Origin of the sequence: Bifidobacterium sp. ESL0704 (assembly GCF_029392075.1) — a bacterium.
In the GTDB taxonomy this organism is placed as follows: domain Bacteria; phylum Actinomycetota; class Actinomycetes; order Actinomycetales; family Bifidobacteriaceae; genus Bifidobacterium.
Window position 1 is genome coordinate 742874 of the sequence record NZ_CP113929.1, and the last position, 24942, is coordinate 767815.

Genomic DNA, 24942 nt, shown 5'->3' on the forward strand with positions numbered 1-24942 from the left:
CGGATAAGTTATCGCAAAGTAATAGCGGACATGATTGCTAGAAAGGCATGCAAGGTTTGACGTAACCGGTCGGATGTATCTTGCTGGTCTTGTCGACCATGACGTGCAGCAGCGCCGTGCCGAAAGCCGGCGGGCATATCCGTACGCAATCAAAGGAGAGATGAGGGATATGCAAGATCCAGTAGCGACATTGGATGGTTGGTATTGCCTTGACCTGTGGTGGAAGATGGATTGGCCGTCGTTCCAGAAGCAGGATGCCGAGGCGCAGCGTCGTGAGGTCGACCAGTTCAAGCAGATGCTTGCGCAGTTCGAGACCAACGAGGAAGCAGGCAAAGGAAGCTGGTATCTCTTCGACGTCAGCGGCCATAAGGGTGACCTCGGCCTGATCCTGTACCGCGAGACGTTGGATGAACTCAACGAAATCGAAAACCGTCTGGCAAAGCTGCCGTTGTCGGCGTTCATGACCAAAGCCGGTTCGTTCGTCTCGATAGGGGAGTCCGGCACCTACTCCGGCAAACCGAAAACCGAGCGTGGCTGGGGCTATGTCAGCCGTGCGGTCAAGCCGAAACTGCCGAAGAAGCCGTATGTCTGCTTCTATCCGATGTCCAAAACCCGCATCCCCGACGCCAACTGGTACACCCTGCCGTTCGAGCAGCGTCAGGCCTATATGAAGGATCATGGCAAGATTGGCCGTTCGTTCGGCGGACGCGTGCTGCCGTTCATCACCGGCGCGATGGGGCTAGATGACCACGAATGGGGCGTGCTGCTGCTGGCCGACGATCCGCTGGTCTTCAAGAAGATCATCGAAGCCATGCGTTACGCCGAAGCCAGCGCCGTCTACGGCGACTTCCCGTACTTCATCACCGGAACGTATCTGCCGGCCGAGGATCTGGATCATTTCTTCCTCGACGGCTGGGAAGTGAGCAAGCCGAAGCCGGGTGCGCGTCACACCATGGAAGGCGAGATCATTCCCGCAGGGGCCGATGAGCCGGTTTCTTCGTCATCCGACGCTCCCGCCTCCGCGTCTTCAACCGCGTCAGCCGCCGGGGCCGGCCATCATGAGTGATGCTGCCTCCCAAGCCCAAACCAAGGCGGCTGGGACAACCGATGCGGCGAAGGCTTTGGGGCAAGCCATACGCAAGCCCCCGATCTGGTTCTACGCTCTGGTCGTTTTCGTCACCCAGCTCGACAGCGGCTCGGCGGGCACCCTGCTTTCCTCGATCGCCAAGACCTTCGGCCTGACCACGCTGGGCTCCTCCTGGGTGGCCGGCATCTACACGCTGGGCCTTGTGGTAGGCACGCCGATCATGGCGAACCTTTCCGACACCCGCGGCACCAAGAAGGTCTTCCTTTGGGAGCTCAGCTTCTGGTTCGTCGGCTGCCTGATCATTGCGCTGGCACCCGTATATCCGCTGATGCTCGCCGGCCGCTTCATCCAGGCCATCGGCGACAGCGGGATCATGGTGCTCGCGATGAGCGAGCTGATGCAAGCCGCCCGCAGCAATCACCAAGGGCGCAGGGTCTCCCTCGTCGGCGTGGTCGCGGGGCTTTCCGCCATCGCCGGGCCGGCGCTCGCAGGTATGGCGATCGGGATGGCCAAGGACTGGCGTGCCTTCTATTGCGGCATGCTTCCCGTTCTGCTCATCCTTTTCGTCCTGGCTTGGTTCGTGATGGATAACCAGCTGGCGGCAACCGCTTCGAAAACCGATCTGGCGGGCCTGTGCTCGTTCTCGGTGGCGCTGCTGACGCTGATGCTCGCCATCACCTTGAGCCAGCATTTCCAGCAGTACTGGGTCGTGGTTCTTCTGCTCTTCGTCATCGCCGTGGTCGCGTTCCTGATTTTCCTATACTGCGAAAAGAGGCTTGACGAGGGCGCGATGCCGTTCCTGCCGATCAGCCTGTTCCGTCACCGCTCCTACGTGCTCACCCTCGTACTCGCGATGGTCGGCGGCAGCCTCTTCTCGCTGTTCGTCTATATTCCCACTTACGTTCACGTCGTCTTCCATCTATCCAAGGCGCTTTCCGGCATGACCATGATGGGCACCGGGCTGGGCAGCCTGATCGGTGCGTACATCGGCGGCATTTTCGTCGACAAACTCGGCAACAAGAAAGCCCTGATCGTTTCGAGCGCCATCAACGCTATTTCCGTTATCGGCATGCTCCTGACCTCCAACAGTCTGCCGGCGTTCTTCGTGCTCTCGACGCTCTTCGGCCTCGGCCTCGGTGCCTTCATGTCCTCGCCGCTGCAGGTCATCGCCGGCCGGCTTGCCGCACCTGACCAACGCATGCAGGCCATCGGAGGTGTCTCGGCCTGCAAGAAAATCGGCATGACCATCGCTCCGCTCGTCTTCGCCTCGGCCATGCTCGTCGGCAGCGTGAACGGCAACCCGACGCTGACCTCCTTCCGCGCCATGTTCCTGGTCGCGCTGGCGATCACCGTGGTGTGCATCGTGCTGACCCTATTCGTCCCCTTCAACAAAGGAACCATCGATTATGACAAGTGAACATTCCGACAACGCATCCGCCGCCCCGAAAAAGGCGGTGCTTCTGATGGCCTACGGTACCCCGTACAAAACCGAGGACCTGATGGGCTATTACACCAATATCCGCCATGGCGTCAAGCCGCCTCAGCGTCTGTTTGACGAGCTCGCCGGCCGTTACGAAGCCATCGGCGGCACCTCGCCGCTCGCCAAGATCACCGACGGCCAGGTTGCAGGCCTTCAGGCCGCGCTCGACCGCGATCATCCCGGCGAATATGTTGTTCGCAAGGGATTCAAATACATCGAGCCTTATATCGCCGGCACTGTAGACGAGTTTGCGCAAGCCGGGATTACCGAGGTTTACGGTCTTCCGCTGGCCCCGCAGTATTCCGAGTATTCCGTTGAAAACTATCACGAGCGCGCGCAGGAGGCGTTGAAGAAGCATCCGGGAATCGCCTACCATCCCATCCGCAGCTGGTGGAAGGACGGGAACCTCATCAAGTTCTGGACCGACCAGCTCGTCGCCATGAAGGAGCTCACCGATCGCGACGATACCAAGGTCATCTTCAGCGCCCACAGCCTGCCGATGCGCATCATCGACGGTGGCGACCCGTATCTCGATGAGGTTACCGGCAATGCCAAGACGGTAGCCGAGGCCGCCGGCCTGCGCGGCAAGCAATTCACCATCGCCTGGCAGAGTGCCGGACGCACCGGCGAGCCCTGGATCGGACCCGATTTCAAGGAAACCGCCAAGGACCTCATCCAAAACGGCGGCATCTCCACCATCGTTTCGGCCTCGCTCGGCTTCATCGCCGACAATCTCGAGATTCTCTACGATGTGGACATCGAACTGAAGAATGAGATCGAATCCGTAGGCGGCAAGCTTCGGCGTCTGCGGATGCCGAACGCCGACACGCTTCTGATCGCTGCGCTGGAGGACGCCGTTCTGGGTGCCGAGTGACGGGCGATGGTAGGGGTATGCGGTTGCCGGATGGCGGAGTTCATCGTCATCCGGCAACCGGTCGCCGGTCTGCTGGTCTGCTGGTCGTTGGTGACGGTTTTTCGTATTTCGAGACGAAATTTTATTAAAGTGTCGCAAAATATCATAAAGGCGTGTAGACTGAAACCAGTGATTCGATGAAGGCCTTGTCTCTTATCTTTCGCTGGTAATAATGGATGCTCGGTTTTACTGGAGGACCGGAATCCGCAGGTAGTGTGGTGAAGCGACGTCGCTTGTTCTTTCTTCCCAATTCTTTTGGCCCGCTTCACCATGCCTGGTCGATACTGTGCGAGGCATCGTCAACCAGCTTGATGCCCCGATTGATGCCTTCAAGAACATGAGCAGGACGCTCCATGACGAGATGATCAATTCCAAAGCGGCGAGACATGGGCGATAGCGATAGCAGAACGTGCAGTTCGATGAGGAACTGTTCAATCTTACTGGAAGCTACATGCGCAAGGTCTGCGACCGTTCGAAAAATGAGAATCCCCGTAAGAATGCGGTGGCTCCAAACCGCCTGAGTTCGATTTGTGCGCTGGCTGCCAAAGGCTTGAGCATCAGGCAAGAAATGCCGGAGTTAAAAGCTAACTTGCCGCTCGTATAGGCGATTTCTGCTACATGGATTTCGTAGTTCCCGGTTTGAGCAAGCCCTTCCTAAAGGCTTTGGATTATGATCAAGGCCTATATCCGTGGAGAGAACATTGATTCAGCATTACCTTTCAGTTTCGTCTTTGTTTTCTTGAGGTTCAGTGTCTGTTTGCTTCTGTTCTATTAGATGCCAAGTACCTTGGAAATTAGAGCTTTGAGAATGAGGATGTCGGACTGGTTTTGCAACTTGTACATCAAGTGGTATGGGAATATCTGTTCCGAGTATCAAAGCTTCTCCTGGCTGCAAATCAGGAAGATAACGCAGGGATGCACTACTGGCTGCACCACTAGTATCTCTAATTATCTTCTGGTCGCTGTCATTAACTAGACGATGCACAATCATCGTTCCCATTTGACTCAATACAGCGCCAGATAAATCACGTGGACGCTGAGTAGCTAAGACGAGGTTCAATCCATATTTACGCCCTTCACGTGAAATGTCCTCAATACCATGCAATGAGTATGCAAAGTCTGGTGAACCGGTGCTTTTACCAATAAAATTATGAGCTTCGTCGATGAGTAGCATAAGTGGACGAGTGGCTCGTATGATTTTTTTATTTCGCGCATAGTCCATAAGTGAATTTGCAATAGCATTGACAATTACTTGTCGTGCTTTACCGGATGGGTCCATGTCAGATATGTCAACGACCAATAGTTGTTGTTTGTTTTTTGGTTTCAAGAAATTGTCAAGTTTTGAAGTAAAATCTGTGTCATCCGTTTTTAGAGCAAAGGGGAAATGCCCACTGTACAAAACTTGGCGTATTTGGAATAATAGTGGTTGACACCAATTAAGCAGTTGTGCGTTCTCTCTCCAATATCCGCTATTGTCCACCTTAATACATTCCGCAATTACTTGTTGGGGTAAAGACTGTATATCAAATGACGCATTAGGGTCGACGAAAATTTTTCTTAAAGAAGGATTGTTGTTTATTAAGGAATTGAAAGCAGAAAGCTTTTTCCCTAATTTTGTCAAGATACCAGATTCTGGCGTAGAAAACTCACTGCCTTGATCTGATAGGGATGTATCGGCAGACAATGCTTTTAATACTCGTAACGATTGCAAGGCATTAAGTAAGGTTGGCGCTTGTGTGGTAGCAGTTGGAAGGAACAGAGAAAAATAATCAGAATCCGAAAAACAGGATGCAGAAAATTTGATTTCGTTCCCGTCGTTGTCCCCATTTGGCGTATGCAGCCAAGATATCAAATCTAGTGCCTTGTCTTCGCCCGCTTCGTTTTTCTCGAAGCAACAAGGCTTATATTCTCCAGTCGAATCAATGAGTATTGCCTTAGAACTGGAATATCGTTGTAACTCTTCTAGTAAATGTTCTAGTGTGTAGCTTTTGCCGCCGCCGGTCATGCCGAGGATTGCGCAATGCCGTGAGAAGAGGTCTTCCGGGCGTAGAGCAATAGGCGTCGAAGTTCCTTTGAGTGTTCCAAGTTCCAGTTGCACGTCTCCGTCTACACTGGCGGCGTTTTGTGGAATGAGGCCAAGAAACGCTTTCGGCAATGAATACACAAGGTCACCGAGACGCGGGTATGCAGTCACCCCTGCAGTGATTTTGAAGGTGTCTTGTGCAATGGACCCGAGAAGTTGGATAGTGGCGTTTGCGGATACCGTATTCACGGTATAGGTGTTGTGCTCAAGTTGCGCGATGTCGCTATGTGGCACGGTGACATCGCTGATTCTGCCCATCAGCACTACTTGTTGGGATTGGATGACAACGTATTCTCCAACTTCTCCCACTCCTTGGCGGTCTCCGCAGTACTGGACGCCTGATCCAGTCTGTTGATTCGGCACGGTACAGATAACGGTGTCAGGAGAGACGCTGGTTATGGAGCCGATGAGCAGTTCGCTGGAAAAGAGCCCTACGGTCTTATCTTCTTGTATAGGTTCATTTTGCATTACGTACCACATTTCCGGCTATTTCCTGTACGGCTAATTGCAGTTTGTCGGCGGGCGACATGGCTTTCAATTCGGGTATCACGTCAGTGAATGATCCGAAGATTGCGTTAATTAGAGTGATGTTGTTTGCGTCGTGCTCTAGTTCCTTGCGTATATCGTCCCAATATCGGTTATATTTGTCGGCTTTTGGCTTTTTCTTTTCTGTTGCTAGTTGTATTGCCGATGGGAGTACGAAGATGACATGTAGTGACGGATTGGTTTTGATGGCGCTGAGTAACGGGCCTGAAAGGTGGTCGTCGTTGAGCCCGAATCCGATGACTAGAACGCAGGTATTCGGTCTACGTAATGATTCCCTGAATTCTGCCATCAGGCCAAGATAAGGTTCTTCATAGCTCTGATGATACTTTTGTTTTGAAGGGAAGATCATGCATGCATCGTCTGCTTTCACGTTTTCATTGATAGTAATGTTTTTTTCAAAATCCGAAGTATGATCTGTTTGCCAGTCGACAGAACCATGAAGTTTGTAGAGTTTAATGACGCCTTCCTGTGGGACAAGTTCATGCTCGTCTTCACCTGATCGGCGGACTATATCGTATCCGAAGAATCGCGAGTCAAAGACACGGGGAAAACTGAATGAAAAACCGTCAATGACGGACTGGCCATTCTGCCCGGCTGCTGTCTCGAATAGGCGATCGTAATTGGTGGTAAACAACTGTGGGCGCGGAGACTTTGCAGGTCTCAGTGCGAGGTCTTTCAGAAACTTTTGGTGAAGACGTGCCAAATCTGACTTTTTATTTAGTAACTTATAACTGTTATTAAAGATTATGTTCCGGATTTTCGAAATCCAATCCTCCACGTTGACTGTAGAAGAAAGTTCAGTACTGTATTTCTTAGCTTTATTGAGAAGTTCTTCGATGCTTGGCTCATCGTTTATAATTTGACAATCGGGCTTAAACTCTCTGATGATTTCCATGGTTTGCTTATCATCTGTAGTTATTTGCCTTGTAACAATATCCCATAATGGAGCGTGATCGGGATTCCATTTCTGAGTTCTACTTCCGAAAATCAGAAGGCATCGATCTGTTATCGATTCCTTGATGAGATCAATGTGCGTCTTAATGGTATCGGTGCCATCGATATTGGTCGGTTCGTTTTGTGAAGAGTCGCCTTCTTGTGTACGAGAATTATTGTAGTTTTCTATGGCTTCAACAATTTTTTCAATCCAAACAACATGGCCATCGGTATCTATTTGGTTTTTGATGTCATTTTTTCTTATGTTTAGTCGATTGCAGACATCTTCTGTCAGATGGGGCTCACAGACTTGCCAAAGCCCTTTAAGAGGGTCTGGGAACAATCTACAACAGTCGAGAATCGTGCTTTTTATTTCTTTGTCGCAGCTAACAAGAGCATCGTATTCCTTTCTTCTTTTCTTCTCCTCGTCTGATGATGAATGGTTCAGCCCGTTGTCTTTGTCGGATTCTGTCGGTGTCTGGTCTATGCCGGTTTCGTTTTCCTCTTTGGTGTTTGCCTTCGTGTCCGTTTCGGTTTGTTCCTCAGAGATGTTTCTAAATTTTCTGTATCGAGGGGAGTCGATGAGCGATTCGAGTACACTGAGGAATTCTTCAATATTCTTTTCTTTTATGACGGAACCACCGACTGTTTCTTTTAGAATTGTTTGAACGTGGTCATTAATAGATGGCTCTGCCTTAATCCAAAGGTCGCTCATACTGGGGCCGAACAAGGGGTCTAGCGAAGTGCCTGATCCTGCCAGAACGACTAGATGTTTCATCTGCAAGGCTGAGAGGAGGCGATCATGGAGAGCTTGTCGGTCTTCTTCTTCTTCTTTGGTGTCGCCATCTCTTTGGGACTTGGTATTATCGGTTTTCTTTGGGTTGTCCATGGAGGAATTGGTATGGAATTTACCGGAAACCGTATTGCGTACTTGGTTCTTGAATCGAAATTCGATGAACTTTCCTGTTTTGATTTCCTTGCTTCGATCCTCACTTGAAGGCTCTTCTTCAGGTGTAGGAGGTGTTGCGGTTTCGGTTTCGTCCGCGTCGGCGTTGGTTGAACTCATAGAAATCCTGTCGTTATTGTTGATATAGCGCTTATGGAATAGTATTTTATATCGAGTTGTGTAAATCTGACCAGGGCTGGTTTGACTTTGCAATGGGCTTCTTGCCTCGGATGCGGGCGAAAATAATAATGGTAGGAGAAGCGACGTGATCGTCCTCTTATGTTTCGTGCGATAGTCTTTCGGTAATAAAATGATTATGCAACGGGTGGTTGTGTAATGGATGAGGGGGAGCAGGCGAATGAAACGAGCGGTGGTGGGGATCGCGGCGCATGTGGACGCGGGGAAGACTACGCTGTGCGAGGCGATGCTTTATCGTGCCGGCGAGATTCGTAAGCTGGGGCGCGTGGACCACGGCGATGCTTTTCTCGACACCGATGCCATGGAGAAGCGGCGCGGCATCACCATTTTTTCGAAGCAGGCCATGTTGCAGCAGGGCGATTTTGCATTCACGCTGCTCGACACCCCTGGCCATGTTGATTTTTCGGCCGAGATGGAACGCACGCTCACGGTGCTCGATTATGCGATTCTCGTCATCGGCGTGGGCGACGGGCTGCAGGGCTATACCGAAACCTTGTGGCGTCTGCTGGCCCGCTACCACGTACCGACCTTCATCTTCATCAACAAAATGGATGCTGCCGGAGCCGACAAGGCGGGACTCATCGCACAGATGCAACAGCGGTTTTCCGAGGGTTGCATCGATTTCGAAGGGGATACCGAGCCGGGGAAGCAGGAGGAAGTCGCGTTGCTCGATGAGAGCGGCACCGCGATGGATGAATTGCTGGGCTGCGGCAATATCTCAGACGATACGCTGCGTTCGATGGTTGCCGAGCGGCAGCTTTTCCCTTGTTATTCCGGTTCCGCGCTGAAACTCGAGGGTATCGACGAGTTCCTGCAGGGGCTGGAACGGTATACGCGGCAACGGGATTATCCAGACGATTTCGGCGCTCGCATCTACAAGATCTCGCATGACGGACAGGGCAACCGGCTTACATGGCTCAAGGTCACCGGCGGCACGCTCAAGGTCAAGGCAGTGCTCACCAATAGGCGCGAAGAAGCCGATTCGCCCGATTCCGAAACAGAAGTCTGGCAGGAGAAAGTCGACCAGATTCGGCGGTATTCGGGAGCGAAGTTCGAACTGGCCGATGAAGTAGCTGCCGGCGAGGTGTGCGCGGTGACGGGATTGACGCGCACGTTCCCCGGCGAAGGGCTGGGCGTTGAGGCCAACGCCGGGCAGTCCATACTCCAGCCGGTGTTGACCTACACGGTGTTGCCCGGCAAATCGGATGCTGGCGAAAGCAAGCAGGATAACGTCGAGGAGACCCCAGGCAAGGATTCTTCGTCGGCGGAGCCGGTCGCCAAACCCGCCGAGGTCACCCCGGAACTGCACCATATCCTGATAGCCTTGCGCACGCTTGAGGATGAGGACCCGTCGTTGCATGTGCGCTGGGTGGCGAGGCTCGGCGAGATTCACGTGCAGCTGATGGGGGCGGTGCAAATCGAGATCATCACCCAGATGATGCATGACCGTTTCGGGCTCGACGTCCATTTCGACACCGGTGGCATCCTCTATCGTGAGACCATCACTGCACCGGTGGAGGGCATCGGCCATTTCGAGCCCTTGCGCCATTACGCTGAAGTCCATCTGCTGCTTCAGCCCGGCGAACCCGGCAGCGGGTTGCGTTTCGAGTCGAAATGCAGCCTGGACGACCTCGACCGCAACTGGCAGCGCGCGATTTTGACGCACCTGCGCGAAAAGGAACATCTCGGCGTCCTCACCGGCTCGCCGATCACCGACATGACGATAACGCTGATCGCCGGTCGCGGCCATGAAAAGCATACGGAAGGCGGCGATTTCCGAGAGGCCACCTACCGTGCGGTGCGACAAGGGCTGATGGAACTGAAAACAAAGGGCGAGTGCCGGCTTCTGGAACCGTTCTACAGCTTCCGTCTCGATGTTCCGCAGGATATGCTGGGTCGTGCGATGGCCGATATCCAGCGGATGAGCGGAACGTTTGACGCTCCGAAATCCGACGGCGATTACGCCGAATTGGAAGGCCAGGCGCCGGTTTCGCAGATGCGGGACTATTCGATGGACGTCAACGCCTATACCCACGGCCGCGGGTCGCTCACCTGCGTTTTCGCCGGATACCAGCCGTGCCACAATGCCGACGAAATCATCAAGCAAACCGGCTATGACCCGGAAACTGATCTTGAAAACACGCCCGATTCCGTCTTCTGCGCCCATGGTGCCGGCTACACCGTTCACTGGAACAAAGTCCCCGATTTTGCCCATCTCGGTCGCGTCGTGAAAGAGGGAAACTAGACAGATTTTTGTTGGATTTCTAGCGTTTTATGACGATATACCTCATCCTTGCAGGCCGTTATGATCGATAGATAAGCGCAGTTTTTCCGTCGTTATCGGAACTGCGAATCAAGCTGTGGGGGCGGTTCGAATGGCATATATCGGCGTTATGGGAGAGGCGGGGCAATACAGAACTGGTGAAACCGCCATTGATGCGAATCACGACGTGACGTTTCCCGTCGACCAAGGTGAGTTGGCGGTTATCCTTGGGGCTTGCAATGCCGGAAAAGCGGCACTTTTGAAGATTTTGGCCGGCATAGACACCTGCGAGACGGATCAGGCGGTTATCGCCACCCACAATGCTGACATCGCGTCCAACGCCGACCGCGTCATCCGTATGCGCAACACCAGGGTGCAGTCCATCGAAGAGCTTGCGAACCTTGACGGCATCGACGGCGACGAATGGTGATCGATATGGCGGACGAACATACGATGCGTTCGGATTCCGGGCAGAGCACTGCGGACGCCGCCCGATTCCACGCCTCCAAACGGATGCTGTGGCACGACATCTGGCAGGCGTTTTCGAAATCGAAAGGTCGATTCTTCTCCATTGTCTGCTTGGTGGCGCTGGGCTCCTACGCGCTGGTCGGCCTCATGGTATCCGGGCCTGATATGCGTGACACCGGCAACGCTTACTTTGCCGAGCACCATCTGGCCGATCTGAATGTGATTTCGAGCTATGGACTTGATAAGGACGATTGCCGGCAGATCGACAAGGCGCCCGGAGCCTCGCGTATCGAATACGGATACTTGAAAGATGTCGTCGTGGCGCATAGTGACGAGAGCATCCGCATACTTTCCGCGCCCAAAGAAGTCTCGACCTACCATGTGGTGACGGGACGAATGCCGAAGACGTCGCGTGAGGTGGCCATCGACTCGTCACACCAAGGCCAATATCCCATCGGTTCCACAATGCATGTGAGCGAAAAGGCGGATGCGCTGGGACGTAAGGCGCTGCGCCACGACCGTTTCAAAGTCGTAGGAGTCGTGGATTCCACCGAAATCCTGAGTCACGTGAACAGCGGGCCTTCGACCTCCGGATCCGGCTCGTTGGACGGGTACGCGGTGGTGGCGCCGAGCGCTTTCCAATCCGATGATTATATGATGGCGAGGTTGACCTACACCGACCTTGACCATATGCGGGACCATTATTCCGCTGCGTATAATGACGCGTTGCAGGTACATAAAAAGGCGCTCGACAGGATTCTCGCCGGACGTCCCAAGGCACGGCGGCAGGCCATAGAGCGACAGGTCACGTCGCAGATCGATTCCGGGCGAACGCAGGTCAACGACGCCAAAACCCAGCTCGAGAATGCTCGGCAGCAGCTGGCCGATGCGAAAATCCAGCTTGACAACGGCAACCAGCAACTGGCGGATTCCAAGCAGCAGCTGGCCACGCAGGTCGCTTCGGCACAGCGTCAGATTTCTGCTGCCCAGGTCAAGATTGCGCAAGGGCAAAAGGAATACGATGCCAACAAAGCGCAGTATGATTCAGGGGCCGCGCAGATTGCGACGGCGACTGGGCAGGTCGGCGACGCCTATACGCAGCTGAAAGCCGGGCAGGCGCAGATCGACGATAATTCGGCCAAACTCGCGGCGGGTAAGAAGCAGGCCGATGATGCGCTCTTGCAGGTAACGGCCGCGCAGCAGAAGGCCAATCAGGGTATCGCTGCTTTGCAACAGCAGATCACCGCCATTCAGAAGCAATTGGACAGTGGCGTACTTTCTCCTGAAGATCAGGCCAAATTGGCTGGTGAGCTCACCCAACTCAACGCACGATTGCAGCAGCTTCAAGCCCAGGCCAACGCAATCGCGCAACAATACGCAGCGGTGACGCAGGGCCGCGATGCTTTCCTCAACGGAACCTACAAGCCTGGCATGGCCCAAATCCAGGCCGCTCAGACGCAACTCAACGCCAAACGCACTCAAGCGGATGCGGGCAATGTCCAGCTTGCCCAAAAGCAGCAGCAGTTGTCGGTGGCCAAAACAACGCTCGATCAGGCGGCGACGCAGCTTGCGCAGGCCCGCACCAAAGTTCGGCAGTCCCAGCAGCAGCTTGCTTCCAAACAGCAGCAAGCCCAAGCGCAGATTGACGCCGCGCAAACGCAACTGAGCAATAAAACCGCCGAGTACGACACCAACAAAGCCCAGCTCGATCAGGCCGAGCCGGGAGCGAAACGTAAGATCAAAGACGCCGAGCGCAAGCTCAACGATGCCGCCGCCATGTTGAATGCTGTGGATGATCCGGTCTATTCCGTGGATTCCAAGCGTGAGACCCCGGGCAGCGACGGTTACAAGATCTATGACTCGATCTCCGTGATCGTTGACTCGCTTTCGCGCATCTTCCCGTACTTCATGTATCTGGTCGCCGCGTTGGTCACCTTCACCACGATGACGCGCTTCGTCGACGAGGAGCGCATCAACGCCGGCACGTTGAAGGCGCTGGGCTATTCAGACCGTGACGTGATGAAGAAATTCGTCATCTACGGTTTCGTCGCTTCGATTCTTGGCGCGATCATCGGCATTTTTGCCGGCCACACGCTCTTGCCGATCATTGTCTACAACGCCTACAAGGTCGGCTTCAACGTGCCGATGATTCATATGGGATTCCATTGGCAGGTCACGTTGCTGGCCTTTGCCTTGGCCCTGTTGAGCGCTGTAGTGCCTGCAGTGTGGAGCGCCGCGCGTGAACTCAAAGAACGGCCTGCCGCGCTGATGCTGCCGAAACCGCCGAGCGCCGGTTCCAAGATTCTGCTGGAGCGCATCCCGTTGATCTGGAACCGTTTGAACTTCACCCACAAGGTGACCGCGCGCAACATCTTCCGTTACAAGCAGCGCATGTTCATGACCATTTTCGGTGTGTGCGGCTCGGTGGCGCTGCTGACGGCAGGATTTGCGGTGCAGGGTTCGATTTCCGGAATCAACGAGCACCAGTTCGGCGGTGTGATGCATTATAATCTCATCGCCGCGCAGAACGCGCATGTCACCGACCAGCAAGCCAAGGCCATCGATCGTCGCCTTCAGAAATCGGACATCAAACGCTCTCTGCCCGTCCACTACGAGTCCGTGAGCAAGGTCGCCGGGCGCAATGGCGACAAGCAGTCCGTCACCATGCTCGTGCCGCGCGATACCGCGACTTTCAACGATTACATCAAGCTCAACACTCGCCGTGGCCACCATCCGCTTTCGCTGAATTCGAACGGTGCCGTGATTTCCGAGCGTTTTGCGAACCTCGTGCATGCCAAAAAGGGCGACGCCATCGACTTCCAGAACGGGTCCGGCAAGACCTACCGTGTCAAGGTCACCGGCATCTGCGAGATGTATCTTGGCCATTTCATGGTGATGAGCCCGGCAGCCTATCGCACGGTTTTCGGGCAGCGTTACCAGACCAACGCCTATATGGTCACCCTGCGCGACGGCAGCATGGCCAACACCAAGCGGGCATCGGCTTCGTTCATGCGCATCGGCGGCATACAAGGCGTGGTGCAGAACACGACGCTGATGCATGAGATCGATGTCGTCGTCAAGGCCCTCAACCAGATCATGTGGGTATTGATCATCGTGGCGACCATGCTCGGCGTGGTCATTCTCTATAATCTCACCAACCTCAACGTTTCCGAGCGCATCCGCGAGCTCTCCACCGTCAAGGTGCTGGGCTTCTACAACGGCGAGACCACGATGTACATCTACCGCGAAACGATTCTGCTCTCGCTGCTCGGCATCGTCGTCGGCTACGGATTCGGCATCTGGCTGCACCGCTACATCATCACCGCCGTCCCGCCGGACGACGTCATGTTCGACCAGTCAATCGGCTGGTTGCCGTTCGTGGTGCCGCTGGTCGTGGTCGGCCTCATCACCGTCGCACTGGGGTTCTTCGTCAACACCAAACTCAAGCACCTCGATATGCTCGAGGCCCTCAAGTCCGTGGACTGAAAGTGCGCCAAGCTGTGTGCATCGGCATAGGTCCGTACTTATCCTGTGTTGCTTCGCGGGTTCCCGTCAAAAAAGTGCGTTTGAGCGGGGCGTGGATGCACATTTCTGACGCCAGTGTCAAAAACATGCATTCTGGTCGGTCTAAAGTGCACATTTTTGACGGTGGCGTCAAAGAAGTGCACCTTTGCCGACCTTAGATGCACTTTTCCGACGGAACACTGTGGTTGTGCGGATGGTAAGGCTATGCGCGATTAGTCACGCGTGGCGGGTAAGCGCTTGGTTGAAGAAGCGGTATTCGTGCTCGGTGGAGCCTAGGGCGGCGTCCATCATCCGGCGGTAATCGGCCATGGTGGCGTCGGCGGCGAGCCGGTCGCAGATGCGCAACTCCTCGAGCGTGCGCGAGGCGAAACCGGGGTCGGCGTACATGCGGATCCACAGGCCGTAGGGGTGATGGTCGAGGTCGAGCCGACGTTCGCGCACCTGCCGCGCCATTTCCTGACCGACCACGGAATAGACCCAATAACATGGCATGACCACGGCTACCAGTGCCGAGTATGAACCGGTGTCGGTGAAGCGATGTTCGTGGCCGAGGTAAGCGGCGGTCGTCTCGCTCATCGGCGCGCGTTCGACGCCGAAACCATGCTCCCGATACCATTGCCTGTGGAATGTCAGCCCTTCTTCAAGACCGTACGAGGCGGCGTCGGCGAAGAACGCGCGTTCGTGCGGGTCGGCGGCGCGGCTGCTCGCCAGCGCCAGCAGCGAGGTGTAGTCGGTCAAGTAGATATCGTCCTGATGCAGGTAGAACGAGAAATCCTCGAGCGGCAGCGTTCCGTCAAGCATGCGTTCAAGGAACGGCATCGTGGCGATGCGTTTGCGGATTTCGGTAGAGCGACGCCAATAATCCTCGGTAAAGCTCAAACCCGTAGGGGAGTGCTGCCAGGTGAAATCGACAGGCCCGTGCCCGCGTCCGACATGCAGGCCGTCGGCGGCTGCGATGGCACCGGTCATCCACGCCTTGGCCCGTTTCGCGGTTTCGACCCAATCGCCGCACTGCGGTCGCAAGGCCGCCAGCGTGCTGGAAAGCGTATCGCCGGTGCCGTGCACGTTCTTGGTGGGGACGGCCTCTCCCTCAAGCCGCGTGACGGCGACCGAAATATCTGGTGTAGGGAGGTTGTACGCGGCGGATGCGGTGCGGGCCATGCGTGCATTCCGCGGTAGGGACGTAGATTTGGACGTGCATGAATCCTGTGCCGCCGACGCGAGGTTAGCTGCATCAGCAGGTGAATCGTTGTCGGATTCTGTGCTCGGGCCGGATGGCGATGGCGTGGTCTTGCATGTTGCCGCGCCTGTTGGTTTTGCGGCGGTGTCTGCGGCCGTACCCCCAGGCGTCGGCACCACGAGGATATCGGTGCATTCGCTGTTGCCGCTGAGTGCCAGGGCGCCGCCTTTCGCGTAGACGGCCACACCGAAATGGGTGGCGACGGATTTTGCCAATGTTTCCATTTCCGAGTATGTACGTGGGGCTTGCGGGTTGGCGTGTCTGGGTTCCTGTCGCTGTTCAGACGCCGAAGAACCGCCGTTGAGCGTGCTTCCAACATTGTTTTTGTCTGTGGCAGCGCTGACGGCATCATGGTCTGATGCTGTATCGTCATCCATCATTTCCAGTGCGGCCAGTTCCATCGCATTCGGTGTGATGATATCGGCCATAGGGACCAACGTCGCCAGCGCCCGCTCAGCCTCCGGGGTAAGCAGGCTGTCGCCGGACTTTGCGTACATCACCGGGTCGAGCACGACGGTTGGCTTGGCTTTGCCGCGAGTCCTGTAATCGTCTAGCAGCGCAACCAGCCAAAGACGTACGGTGTCGACCAGTTCCGGTGTGCCGAGCATACCGATTTTCATGGCATCGATATCCGCGTCGTCGCTCACCGCCTTGAGTTGTGCGAGCAGAAACGACGGCTCGACGTTGACGATGTCGGTGACGCCTTGCGTGTTCTGCGCCAGAATGCTGGTCATCGCCGCGTAGCCGAAGACGCCTTGTGCGGTGAACGCCTTCATATCCGCCATCGTGCCGGCTCCGCCGATCGGGTCTGAGCCCTCGATGGAGAGCACGCGCAGGCGCGAGGGCTTGGCGCGGCCCAGATCGTTGTCGTAGCGCTTCTGCATCGCAAGAAGTTGGGCGGTGGCCTCGTCGCAGCTTGTGTTCGTGCTGGTATCAATGTTGGTTTGTGGATTGCTCATAGGGAACGCTCCTGTTGTCTCAAGGTTTCAGCGTCATGATTTGACGAATGTTACTGGATGATGGACGGCTGATGTTTGCCCTGGTGTCACCGTTTTGCGAATAGTGTTGGATTTTTGACGGTTGGGCTGTCTTGGTGTCATTGTTTGGCGAATATTGCTGGTTTCCTGACGGTTGGTTTGGCTTGGTGTCATTGTTTTGCGAATAGTGTTGGATTTTTGACGGTTGGGCTGTCTTGGTGTCATTGTTTGGCGAATATTGCTGGTTTCCTGACGGTTGGTTTGGCTTGGTGTCATTGTTTTGCGAATAGTGCTGGTTTCCTGACGGTTGGTTTGGCTTGGTGTCATTGTTTGGCGAATAGTGTTGGATTTTTGACGGTTGGGCTGTCTTGGTGTCATTGTTTTGCGAATAGTGTTGGTTTCCTGACAGTTGTTGTGGCTTGATGTCATTGGTCTCCTGATACGCCAAGCTAACTGTTCTCGGATGCGTTCATTGCTCATCGCGCCAGCGCCACGCGTGATCCATCGGACCCGAGCCGGCTCCGAGGTCAAGGCCGGCGGCAATGCAACCGGTGAGATAGTTCTTCCCGCTCTGCGCGGCCTGTGCCAACGATTCCCCTTTGGCAAGGCCGGCGGCGATGGCGCTGGAAAGCGTGCAGCCTGTGCCGTGGGTGTTGGGATTGTCGATGCGGGCATGGCGGAACCAAGTCATTTCGCCGTTGTTGAGCAACAGGTCATTTGCCTCGCCTTGTCGGTGTCCGCCTTTGACGAGCACCGCGCAACCGCCGCAGCGTTCGGATATCCGCTGAGCGGCTTTGATGGTGCTTGCCTCGTCGCCAATGGTCAGCTTATGGGTTGACGTGGCGTCGCACGGTTTGGCAATTTTTCTGGCAGTCGTGTTGTTTGCGTTGATTGGCTTCGCAGTGTTGCCTTCATTGTTTGTGTTGGCGGTTTCTGCGTTATTGTCCGTGTTGTTCAAATCGACTGTTCTCAACGTGTCAGCGATAGTGTAGCCATCGTCATGGGGATATTGCGCCCCAAGATTCGCGATGGTTTCGGCTTCGCGGATATTGGGAGTTACCAACGTGGCCAGTGGCAGGAGCTCTATGCACAGCGCATCAACGGAGCTTGCGCTGCTCAGTCGGTCGCCGCTGGAAGCGATCATGACCGGATCGACCACGATGTTGGTGGCGTGAAAATGCCGGAGTCGCTCGGCGATGACCTCGATCAGCTCAGCACTGGGCACCATACCGATTTTGACGGCATCCGGCCGAATGTCCTCGAATACGGCGTCGATCTGCGCGGCCAAAAGCTCAGGGGAGGTGGCGGCGCTGGCCCGCACCCCCGTGGTGTTTTGCGCGGTCAACGAGGTGATGGCGCTCATCCCGTACACGCCGAAGGCCATGAACGTCTTGAGATCGGCCTGTATTCCGGCTCCGCCCGACGAGTCACTTCCTGCGATGGACAGCACTGCCGGCAGCCGGTACGGGTGAACGCCGGAAGCGCTTGACGAACGAGACCCAACCAGTGGTGAGGTTGTTGCGGATGTCTTCGTCGTTGCAGATATTGCACCTGTTTCGGCTGTCGTTCCTGTATCGGTACCGCACGAACAGTGGTTTTTTGCCATTTTGTGTTTGCGGTTTTGTGTTGTGTGCCGCGACATTTCAGCCACGTTTCGAGCGCGAGGTGTTCCACGAATCCACCATGGCCTTGGTGGTCGCTTCCGGATCGTCTGCTCCGGCGATGGCCGAGACCACGAACCAGCCGGCAGCCTGCGTCTGGGCCAGGTCCGGCAGGTCCTCCAGCTTCACGCCTCCGCCCACGACGATGGGGTAGTTCGATTCACGGCACAGCGCGTTGATGGATTCGGTGTCCTGGGTGTGGCGCTGGTGGTCGGCACCGATGACGATGCAGTCGGGTTTGGTGGTGCTCGGATGCAACGGGCCCGCGCCGATGTAGTCGATGGTGTCGGCGGGCAGAGCGTTGGCGGCTTTCACTTCGTCCAGCACCTTGCAGCTTAAGCCGATGATGGCGTCCGGTCCGAGCAGCTTGCGTGCCTCAGTCGGATTCAAATCGTCCTGTCCGATGTGCACGCCGTCGACTTTGATGCCCATATCCCGGCACTGCCAGGCGGCATCCACACGGTCGTCGATGACCAGCGGCACGGATTGCGAGGCACCGGCCTGCGCGATGACTTCGGCGCTCTGCCGCGCGATTTCGGTGATGTCTCTGGCGTCTCCGGGCTTGACACGAATCTGGACGAAGGTGATGCCACCGGCCAAGGCCTGTTGCACGATGTCGGGGACAGGCCGCGATTTGGTGTCTGCCGGGCCGAGCACGAGGTAGGAACTCAGGTCGAAGTTCTTGCGCATGGAGGCGAATGATGGATTGTTGATGGTCATGATGATTGGCTCGATTCTTTGAAATATCAGTGATGGTGTTGGTGCTGGAGAGCAAAGGCCCGCAGCGGATTGTCCGAATCGGATTTATGCGGTTGACTGGAAGGCGCTGCTGATCGCTTCTAATCCCACGAAAAAGGATTTGACATCGGGCAAGAGGCAGGAAACCAGGCTTTCTGCCTCTAACCCATGCGGAATGTACATTTGCCGTTGCGTTAGAGGCAGGTTGCTAGCATCTTTGCCTCCAACAACGCTGTTTCGTGCGGATTGGAAGCCTTCCGCCTACGCCAAGATTGGTGAGGCGGCGATTTGCTCGGGTGTGGTCGACCACAGGCCGTCGAGGAAGGCGACCTGGAATGAACCCGGGCCGTGCGAATTGGACTCGCCGGTCTCGCTGGCACGGTTGTAGAGGGCGCTCGCGGACAGTGCCGCGGTCAGAGGATCGGCAACGGCCAGATAGGTTGCGGTCACACCGCCAAGCGAACAGCCGGCTCCGGTGATCTTGGTCATCATCGCGCTGCCGCCGGGCAGACGATAGGTGTGCTCGCCGTCGGTGACGAGGTCGGTTTCGCCGGAAACAGCGACCGCGCCTTGGCCTTGTGCGTCGGACTTGGCGATGAACCGTGCAAGTGCCTTGGCGCTGGCCTCGGCCGCCTCGACGTCATCGGCGGATTCCACACCCACCGGTCCGCTGGATTGCTTTGAAGCGTCTTTTTTGCCATCCACGGCATCCTCATCCAGCGGCAGCTCCCACATCTCGCGCAGTTTGATGATCTCGGAAGCGTTGCCGCGGATGATGGTCGGCGGGGCCGCCTTGAACGACTTCAAAATGGCGGTGCGTGTGGTGCCCATTCCCGCAGCCACCGGATCCAACACCCAGCGATGGCGATCGGCGTGGAATTTCTGCGTGATCTGGGCCAACGCGTCCTTGTAGAACGGCAGCAACGTGCCCACGTTGATATAGCTGGCCCCGCTTGCCGCTTCTCCGCCCGCGATGTCGTCAGGCAGGAAGCTCATCGCCGCGGTGCCGCCCGCTGCCAGCTGGGCGTTGGCGACCAGATTGATGGTCACGAAGTTGGTGAAGGACTGGGCCAGTGGCGTGGTGTCGCGCACCGTCTGCGCGGCCTTGCGAATGAGCTCGCGCAACGGGTCGTTCGCCGCCAAATCGTTGAGATTACTGAGATTGCTGTTTGCTGATGAGTATGCGTCATTGACCATATTCGCGTCTCCCTACGATGGTATTAACCAACAGGTTCCAAGGGTCGAGCATTGTGCCCGTCTCAACTTGCGTGACCGCCGCAGCGGCTTCGCAGGTTCCCCTGCACTTACAGCTCAAGACGCTATGTCCTTCATTGGACAAGAGATTGTGGCACCTATTCGCGTGCGGATGGCCGACGCTTTGTGTGGGATTCTGAAAACGCGTGCGGCATGGGTTTGCGGCATTTGAACAGCATTAAGCCGCAAACCCATGATGGATGGGTCGTTTATCATGGGTTTGCGGCTTTGAAATATACCGATGCCGCAAACCCCGAATAAAGAGGTTGCTTATCATGGGTTTGCGGCTTTTCCCCTTAATCAAGCCGCAAACCCATAATCGAGGCCATGGTGCCGATGTCTCCGGTTCACGGTTGTCGTGTTGGGTGCGGCTTGGTTGAAAGTCGGGTTGTCGGAGACTTACCAGCGCACGGAGATGCGCTCGCGGTCATGCGGATGCTCGGTTTCGATTTCGTCGACCATGGCGATGGCGTAGTCGGCGTAGCTGATGGCGCTTTTGCCGTCCGCGTCGGTGGTGTAGTCCTCGCCTGCAAGCACGTAATGTCCGGTGCGCTCGCCGTCGGCTTGGAAGTCGCCGGCAGGGCTGATATAGGTCCAGTGCACGTCGTCGCGGCGGCGTAGCGCATCGAGCGCCTTGCCCATTGCCAGCGGCACGCCCTTGATGGTGTCGGGGAACGAATCCGAAAGCTGGGCCGTGTGTTCCTTGTTGGTGTAGAGGCTTCCTGCACCGCCGACGACCAGCAGCCGCGTGTCAGTACCGGAAAGAATATCGGCCAGATATTTCAGCGAGGTGCTGTATTCGTCGAATTTTGCCGGATCAAAAACACCGAAAGCGTTCACCACCGCGTCGAAACCGGCGAGGTCGGTGGCCGTGAGGTCGTACAGGTCTTTGATGATGGCGTGCTGGGCTTCGGTTTTGTTCTCGCCGCGCACGACGGCGGTGACGTCCATACCGCGTCTGACGGCCTCGGCTGTAATGAGCCGTCCGGCCTTGCCGTTGGCGGCCACGACTGCGATGTTCTTGCTCATGGGTGCTTCCTTTGCTTGCGATGTCGGGTGGACGCGATTTGGTCCATCTCGTTGAAGTGTGTCGCCGCTATGGTATGCGGCATTACTTTTCACTATAACGTCAATCGTCATGCTGGGTGTTCCGGTGACACGTGAGATAGTAGATAGGTCTTGCAAGCCTTGGTATTACGCGGAAAGCGAGTGAAACGGGCCGACTGCGAATATGCCTTGGGGTGAATGGCTTTCAGCGGTGACAGCGGTGCTTCAGGCAACAGATTCGGGCAAGCCGCCTGGCGCTGGTCAGAGCCGTCGTTCTGAGCGTGGTTTCCGTCTTCAGTCTTCGACCTCGGTGTCCCACCCGGAAATCAAGGCGTCAAGGGCTTTGCGGTATTCGACCTGCATGCTCCATGGAGTGGCGGTGTCGGTCAAAGGCGCCAACAACGTAGCCAGTTCGGGGGATTGGCGCATGGCCTCTTCTCGAGTTTCGTCTGAAGGGTCGGTGCTGGATCGTTCGCTGTCGCCGAAGGGCGCGACGGCTTCGGCCAGCACGTAGCCGGTGGTCAGGATGGTGGCTCCCTGAATCAGCCCCAGCAGATCGTCCGGCGGATTCTTTTCGGCGAGAACGGGCATGAACGGTTTGATGGCGTCGGCGAGCAGCTGATATTGCTCCAACGTATCGATGGGATGAGTGGCTACCAAAATGGCCGCGTTGGGGTGCCTGAGCAAGGTGGTGTGCAGCTTTATTGCGTAGCGCTTAACATGGTTTTTCCAATCGCTGGCAATGGCATTGGCCGCCGCACCTGATGTTTTTTCTGGCTTCGTGTCTGTTGGCGTATGGGTGAGCGTATCGGTCGTTCTGTCGGGAGCGTTGCCGTTTCCGGCGTTGCCGTCGTGATTCACCGATGCCTCGGCGCCGCATGCCTCGCCGGTGGTTTCCTTGCTTGGCTCCTTGTCGTCAAGTCCGGCAAGCGTCTCGCGCCAGATTTGTTCGGCGATGCCGTCGAGCAATGCGTTCTTGTCGGGTAGATGCCGGTATAAAGCCGTGTAGGAAACGCCGATTCGCTTGCCCAACGCTCGCAGGCTTAAGGCGGCAAGGCCATCCTCGTCCACAATGGCCAGCGCATTCCTCAAGAGCGTTTCCCGGTTGAGCGTGCCTCTGTTTGTGCCGGTTTTTGCGGTTTTGGCCTTGCCTGCCATGCATCCCTCACTACCTGTCGCACAATGTCCGGCTACTGATCGGGTAGCCGGACATCGGACGTTCTGCTGTCGTTATCTGTCCACTTTGGCCTGCCTGCGATATCCTGCCAGAACCAACAGTGCCAATACTACGCTCACCGCTACGATGACGCCCGTCGGTTTGAGGATGTCGTCGACATGCGCGCCTTTAAGGCTGACGCGTTCGATGGCGTTCAGCGTCCAGTAGATCGGCGAGAGTTTGGCGACGGGCTTGGCCCAGCCGGGGAATGTGCTCACCGGGGTGATGGCACCGCCGACGCATGCGGCGAACATGCCGATCAACACGGAAACGGAGATGGCGGTCATCTGAGAGTTGGAGAACAGGGTGATGGCGACGCCGAAGAGTGTGACCATGATCAGGAACATCAGTGCGGTCAGGGCCAGCGCCCAGAAGTCGCCGTGGATGCGATAGCCGTCGATCGGCACAGCCGCCGCTACCACGATGACGAATTGGAAGACCTCCATCAAAAGGGCCACGATAATCTTGCCGACCACGACCTGACCCAGCGGTGTGGGTGAGGCGCGCAGACGGTCCCATGTGCCCCATTTCTGCTCGTCGAAGAACATCCCTACGATGAACTGGACGGTGAAGAAGGCGAAGAGGATGGCGAAGGCGGGCACGGCCAGTTCGGTGCCGTTGATGTTGCGGTAGCCTTCGGCCAGCAGCGTGTTTTTCATGCCCGGCACCATGAACGGGGTGAGCATGATCGGCACGGCGGTGTCGATGAGGAAGGCCGCGGGGTCGTGGGCCTGCAGCATGAGATTCAGACGCGTCACCGCGCCGATGCGTTTGAGTTTCATCAGTTGCTCTCCTTGGTCTTGGTCGTGGCGGTTGTGGTGTTGGTCGTGGCGGTAATGCCGGTGGTGTGGTTGGCCTCGCTGGTTCCGCGGCTATGTCCTGATTGTTCGGTGTCTTTGGCCGATTCCGTTATGGTGCCGGCTATGTTCCGTGTTTCTTCTTGCACAATGATGTAGGTTCTGGCGTCCTCGTCCAGGCTCGTGCTGTGTCCGCTGGTGCCGTCGGGAATGCCGTAGGTTGCTCCGTTATCGAACGCGGTGTCGGCGCGGCTTCCCTGATTCCCGGTTTTGCCTTCATTCTTCTTCAGGATGCCGTCTGCATCATCGTCGTTGCCGATGATGGCATGGTAGGCGCTTTCGAGGCTGGCCTGCATCGTCGTGACGCTGGTGATTCGCAGATCGAGACGGTTGGATATGACGGTCAACTGGGTAAGGGCCTCGCCCGGTTCGGAGCCGTCCAATCGGTGTTCGAGGTGGTCGCCGACCCGTGTCCATCCGGGAATCTCCGGCTGGCTGCCGCCTTCGAACGTCGCTGTGATGGAAGCTGACGCGTGGCGGGCGATGATTTCTTGTTGTGTGCCGCTCTCGACGATTCGTCCGCCATCGAGGAAGGCGAGGTCGGCGCCGAGCCGTTCGAATTCATCGAGGTAATGGCTGGTGTAGACGATGGCGGTGCCTTGCGCGGCGATGGCCTTGACAGCCTCGAGAATGCCGGCTCTGGCGTCGATATCCGCACCGACGGTTGGCTCGTCGAGGAAGAGGAGGCGCGGATGGTGGACCAACGCGATGGCGGTGTGCAGGCGGCGCTGCTGGCCGCCGGAAAGACGGGATGCCTTCTGTTTCGCCTGCGTCTCGAGGGAGAACGCTTCGAGCAATTCGTTCGCGCGGGCTTTGGCCTGCCTGCCGCTCAGTCCTTGCACCATGCCGAAGCTCACGAGATTCTGCATGGTGGTCAGCTGTGGGTAGAGGCCGAGCTGCTGCGGGGCCAGCCCGACTGCGTGTCCGAGTTCGCCGGATTTCGAGTGCTTGACGTCGATGCCGCATACGTTGGCCGTTCCCGAGCTTTGCCGGCTCAGACCGGTCAGGATCGAGATGAGCGTCGATTTGCCGGCGCCGTTTCGTCCCAGCAGCCCAAGCATCGAACCGTAGGGGAGCGCCAGGTCGATGCCCTTGAGCACATGGTGGTTGCCGAATGATTTCTTGAGGTTTTGGCAGTCGATGGCGAGACCATGTGAGGTCCCGCTTTGCCTGATGTTAACAATGTTCACAGAAAAGATGTTAACACTGTTTACTTCTGATACAACGAGATTCGCTGACAGCGATAAACGTGTGAGGTGTCTGTCCTCGTAGCGCAATTGGTTCGATGCAGCGGAAAGCACGATTTTGCATACTTTTGGGTGCATCTGCGGTTGACGTATGTCGGCACCATCGTTTGAAGGGGCTCAACAAGGCAGTTTGCTTTTCAACGCAGCAGCTTGGCTCAGTGCGTTAGAAAGCAGATTCTTGTGGGTGCTTTTCTGCTTTTTGACGCAATTGGTTGCCGTACTGCGTTGGAAAGCAGATTATTGGGGTGGTTTTTCTGCTTTTC

17 protein-coding genes and 1 riboswitch are annotated in these 24942 nt (G+C 56.3%); of the genes, 6 read left to right on the forward strand and 11 right to left on the reverse strand.

Annotation, left to right across the window (positions count from 1 at the left end; genetic code table 11):
• Window positions 1-169: 169 nt before the first annotated feature.
• The 3 genes from hemQ to hemH are packed head-to-tail and all read left to right on the forward strand — an operon-like array spanning window position 170 to window position 3441.
• Window positions 170-1066 (forward strand): hydrogen peroxide-dependent heme synthase, encoded by an 897-nt coding sequence (hemQ, locus tag OZX64_RS02470; protein WP_277173590.1) that lies wholly within the window; start codon window positions 170-172, stop codon window positions 1064-1066.
• The gene (locus tag OZX64_RS02475) at window positions 1059-2504 is read left to right on the forward strand and encodes an MFS transporter (RefSeq protein WP_277173592.1); all 1446 of its coding nucleotides are present in this window, start codon (window positions 1059-1061) and stop codon (window positions 2502-2504) included. The genes hemQ and OZX64_RS02475 overlap by 8 nt, the downstream gene beginning before the upstream one ends.
• Window positions 2494-3441 carry a ferrochelatase gene (gene hemH / locus OZX64_RS02480; protein WP_277173594.1) on the forward strand — a complete coding sequence of 316 codons (948 nt, stop codon included), beginning with the start codon at window positions 2494-2496 and terminating at the stop codon, window positions 3439-3441. The genes OZX64_RS02475 and hemH overlap by 11 nt, the downstream gene beginning before the upstream one ends.
• Before the next feature lie 751 nt (window positions 3442-4192).
• Here hemH and OZX64_RS02485 read toward each other — a convergent pair.
• On the reverse strand, window positions 4193-6031 hold the full coding sequence (locus OZX64_RS02485) for an ATP-binding protein (RefSeq protein ID WP_277173596.1): 1839 nt from the start codon (window positions 6029-6031) through the stop codon (window positions 4193-4195).
• The gene (locus OZX64_RS02490) at window positions 6021-8108 is read right to left on the reverse strand and encodes an SIR2 family protein (RefSeq protein ID WP_277173598.1); all 2088 of its coding nucleotides are present in this window, start codon (window positions 8106-8108) and stop codon (window positions 6021-6023) included. Before OZX64_RS02490 ends, OZX64_RS02485 begins: the two co-directional genes overlap by 11 nt.
• Window positions 8109-8346: 238 nt before the next feature.
• Between OZX64_RS02490 and OZX64_RS02495 the strand changes: the two genes are divergently transcribed.
• The 3 genes from OZX64_RS02495 to OZX64_RS02505 all read left to right on the forward strand — a co-directional run bounded on the left by OZX64_RS02495 (window position 8347) and on the right by OZX64_RS02505 (window position 14403).
• Window positions 8347-10431 carry a TetM/TetW/TetO/TetS family tetracycline resistance ribosomal protection protein gene (locus OZX64_RS02495; RefSeq protein ID WP_277173600.1) on the forward strand — a complete coding sequence of 695 codons (2085 nt, stop codon included), beginning with the start codon at window positions 8347-8349 and terminating at the stop codon, window positions 10429-10431.
• Between the two features lie 130 nt (window positions 10432-10561).
• Complete coding sequence (locus tag OZX64_RS02500; RefSeq protein WP_277173602.1) at window positions 10562-10879, forward strand: ATP-binding cassette domain-containing protein; 318 nt, start codon at window positions 10562-10564, stop codon at window positions 10877-10879.
• A gap of 5 nt (window positions 10880-10884) precedes the next feature.
• The gene (locus OZX64_RS02505) at window positions 10885-14403 is read left to right on the forward strand and encodes an FtsX-like permease family protein (protein WP_277173604.1); all 3519 of its coding nucleotides are present in this window, start codon (window positions 10885-10887) and stop codon (window positions 14401-14403) included.
• A gap of 255 nt (window positions 14404-14658) precedes the next feature.
• On the opposite strand, the gene OZX64_RS02510 is transcribed toward OZX64_RS02505, so the two are convergent.
• The 9 genes from OZX64_RS02510 to OZX64_RS02550 form a co-directional block, all read right to left on the reverse strand.
• Window positions 14659-16641 carry a bifunctional hydroxymethylpyrimidine kinase/phosphomethylpyrimidine kinase gene (locus tag OZX64_RS02510; RefSeq protein WP_277173606.1) on the reverse strand — a complete coding sequence of 661 codons (1983 nt, stop codon included), beginning with the start codon at window positions 16639-16641 and terminating at the stop codon, window positions 14659-14661.
• A 33-nt stretch (window positions 16642-16674) separates the two neighbouring features.
• On the reverse strand, window positions 16675-17139 hold the full coding sequence (locus tag OZX64_RS02515) for a hypothetical protein (RefSeq protein ID WP_277173608.1): 465 nt from the start codon (window positions 17137-17139) through the stop codon (window positions 16675-16677).
• Window positions 17129-18118, reverse strand: coding sequence for a hydroxymethylpyrimidine/phosphomethylpyrimidine kinase (locus OZX64_RS02520; RefSeq protein WP_277174939.1), 990 nt, complete (start codon window positions 18116-18118; stop codon window positions 17129-17131). The genes OZX64_RS02515 and OZX64_RS02520 overlap by 11 nt, the downstream gene beginning before the upstream one ends.
• A 184-nt stretch (window positions 18119-18302) precedes the next feature.
• Window positions 18303-19040: a thiamine phosphate synthase gene (gene thiE, locus OZX64_RS02525; protein ID WP_277173609.1), complete on the reverse strand. Its 738-nt coding sequence runs from the start codon at window positions 19038-19040 to the stop codon at window positions 18303-18305.
• A 279-nt stretch (window positions 19041-19319) separates the two neighbouring features.
• Complete coding sequence (locus OZX64_RS02530) at window positions 19320-20255, reverse strand: hydroxyethylthiazole kinase (RefSeq protein ID WP_277173611.1); 936 nt, start codon at window positions 20253-20255, stop codon at window positions 19320-19322.
• Window positions 20247-20368, reverse strand: a riboswitch (TPP riboswitch). Its footprint overlaps the gene before it by 9 nt.
• A gap of 343 nt (window positions 20369-20711) precedes the next feature.
• Window positions 20712-21341: an NAD(P)H-binding protein gene (locus tag OZX64_RS02535; protein ID WP_277173613.1), complete on the reverse strand. Its 630-nt coding sequence runs from the start codon at window positions 21339-21341 to the stop codon at window positions 20712-20714.
• A 312-nt stretch (window positions 21342-21653) separates the two neighbouring features.
• Window positions 21654-22517, reverse strand: coding sequence for a TetR family transcriptional regulator (locus OZX64_RS02540; protein WP_277173615.1), 864 nt, complete (start codon window positions 22515-22517; stop codon window positions 21654-21656).
• A gap of 72 nt (window positions 22518-22589) precedes the next feature.
• Window positions 22590-23357, reverse strand: coding sequence for an ABC transporter permease (locus tag OZX64_RS02545; RefSeq protein ID WP_277173617.1), 768 nt, complete (start codon window positions 23355-23357; stop codon window positions 22590-22592).
• Complete coding sequence (locus OZX64_RS02550) at window positions 23357-24622, reverse strand: ABC transporter ATP-binding protein (protein ID WP_277173619.1); 1266 nt, start codon at window positions 24620-24622, stop codon at window positions 23357-23359. The genes OZX64_RS02545 and OZX64_RS02550 overlap by 1 nt, the downstream gene beginning before the upstream one ends.
• Window positions 24623-24942 lie beyond the last annotated feature (320 nt).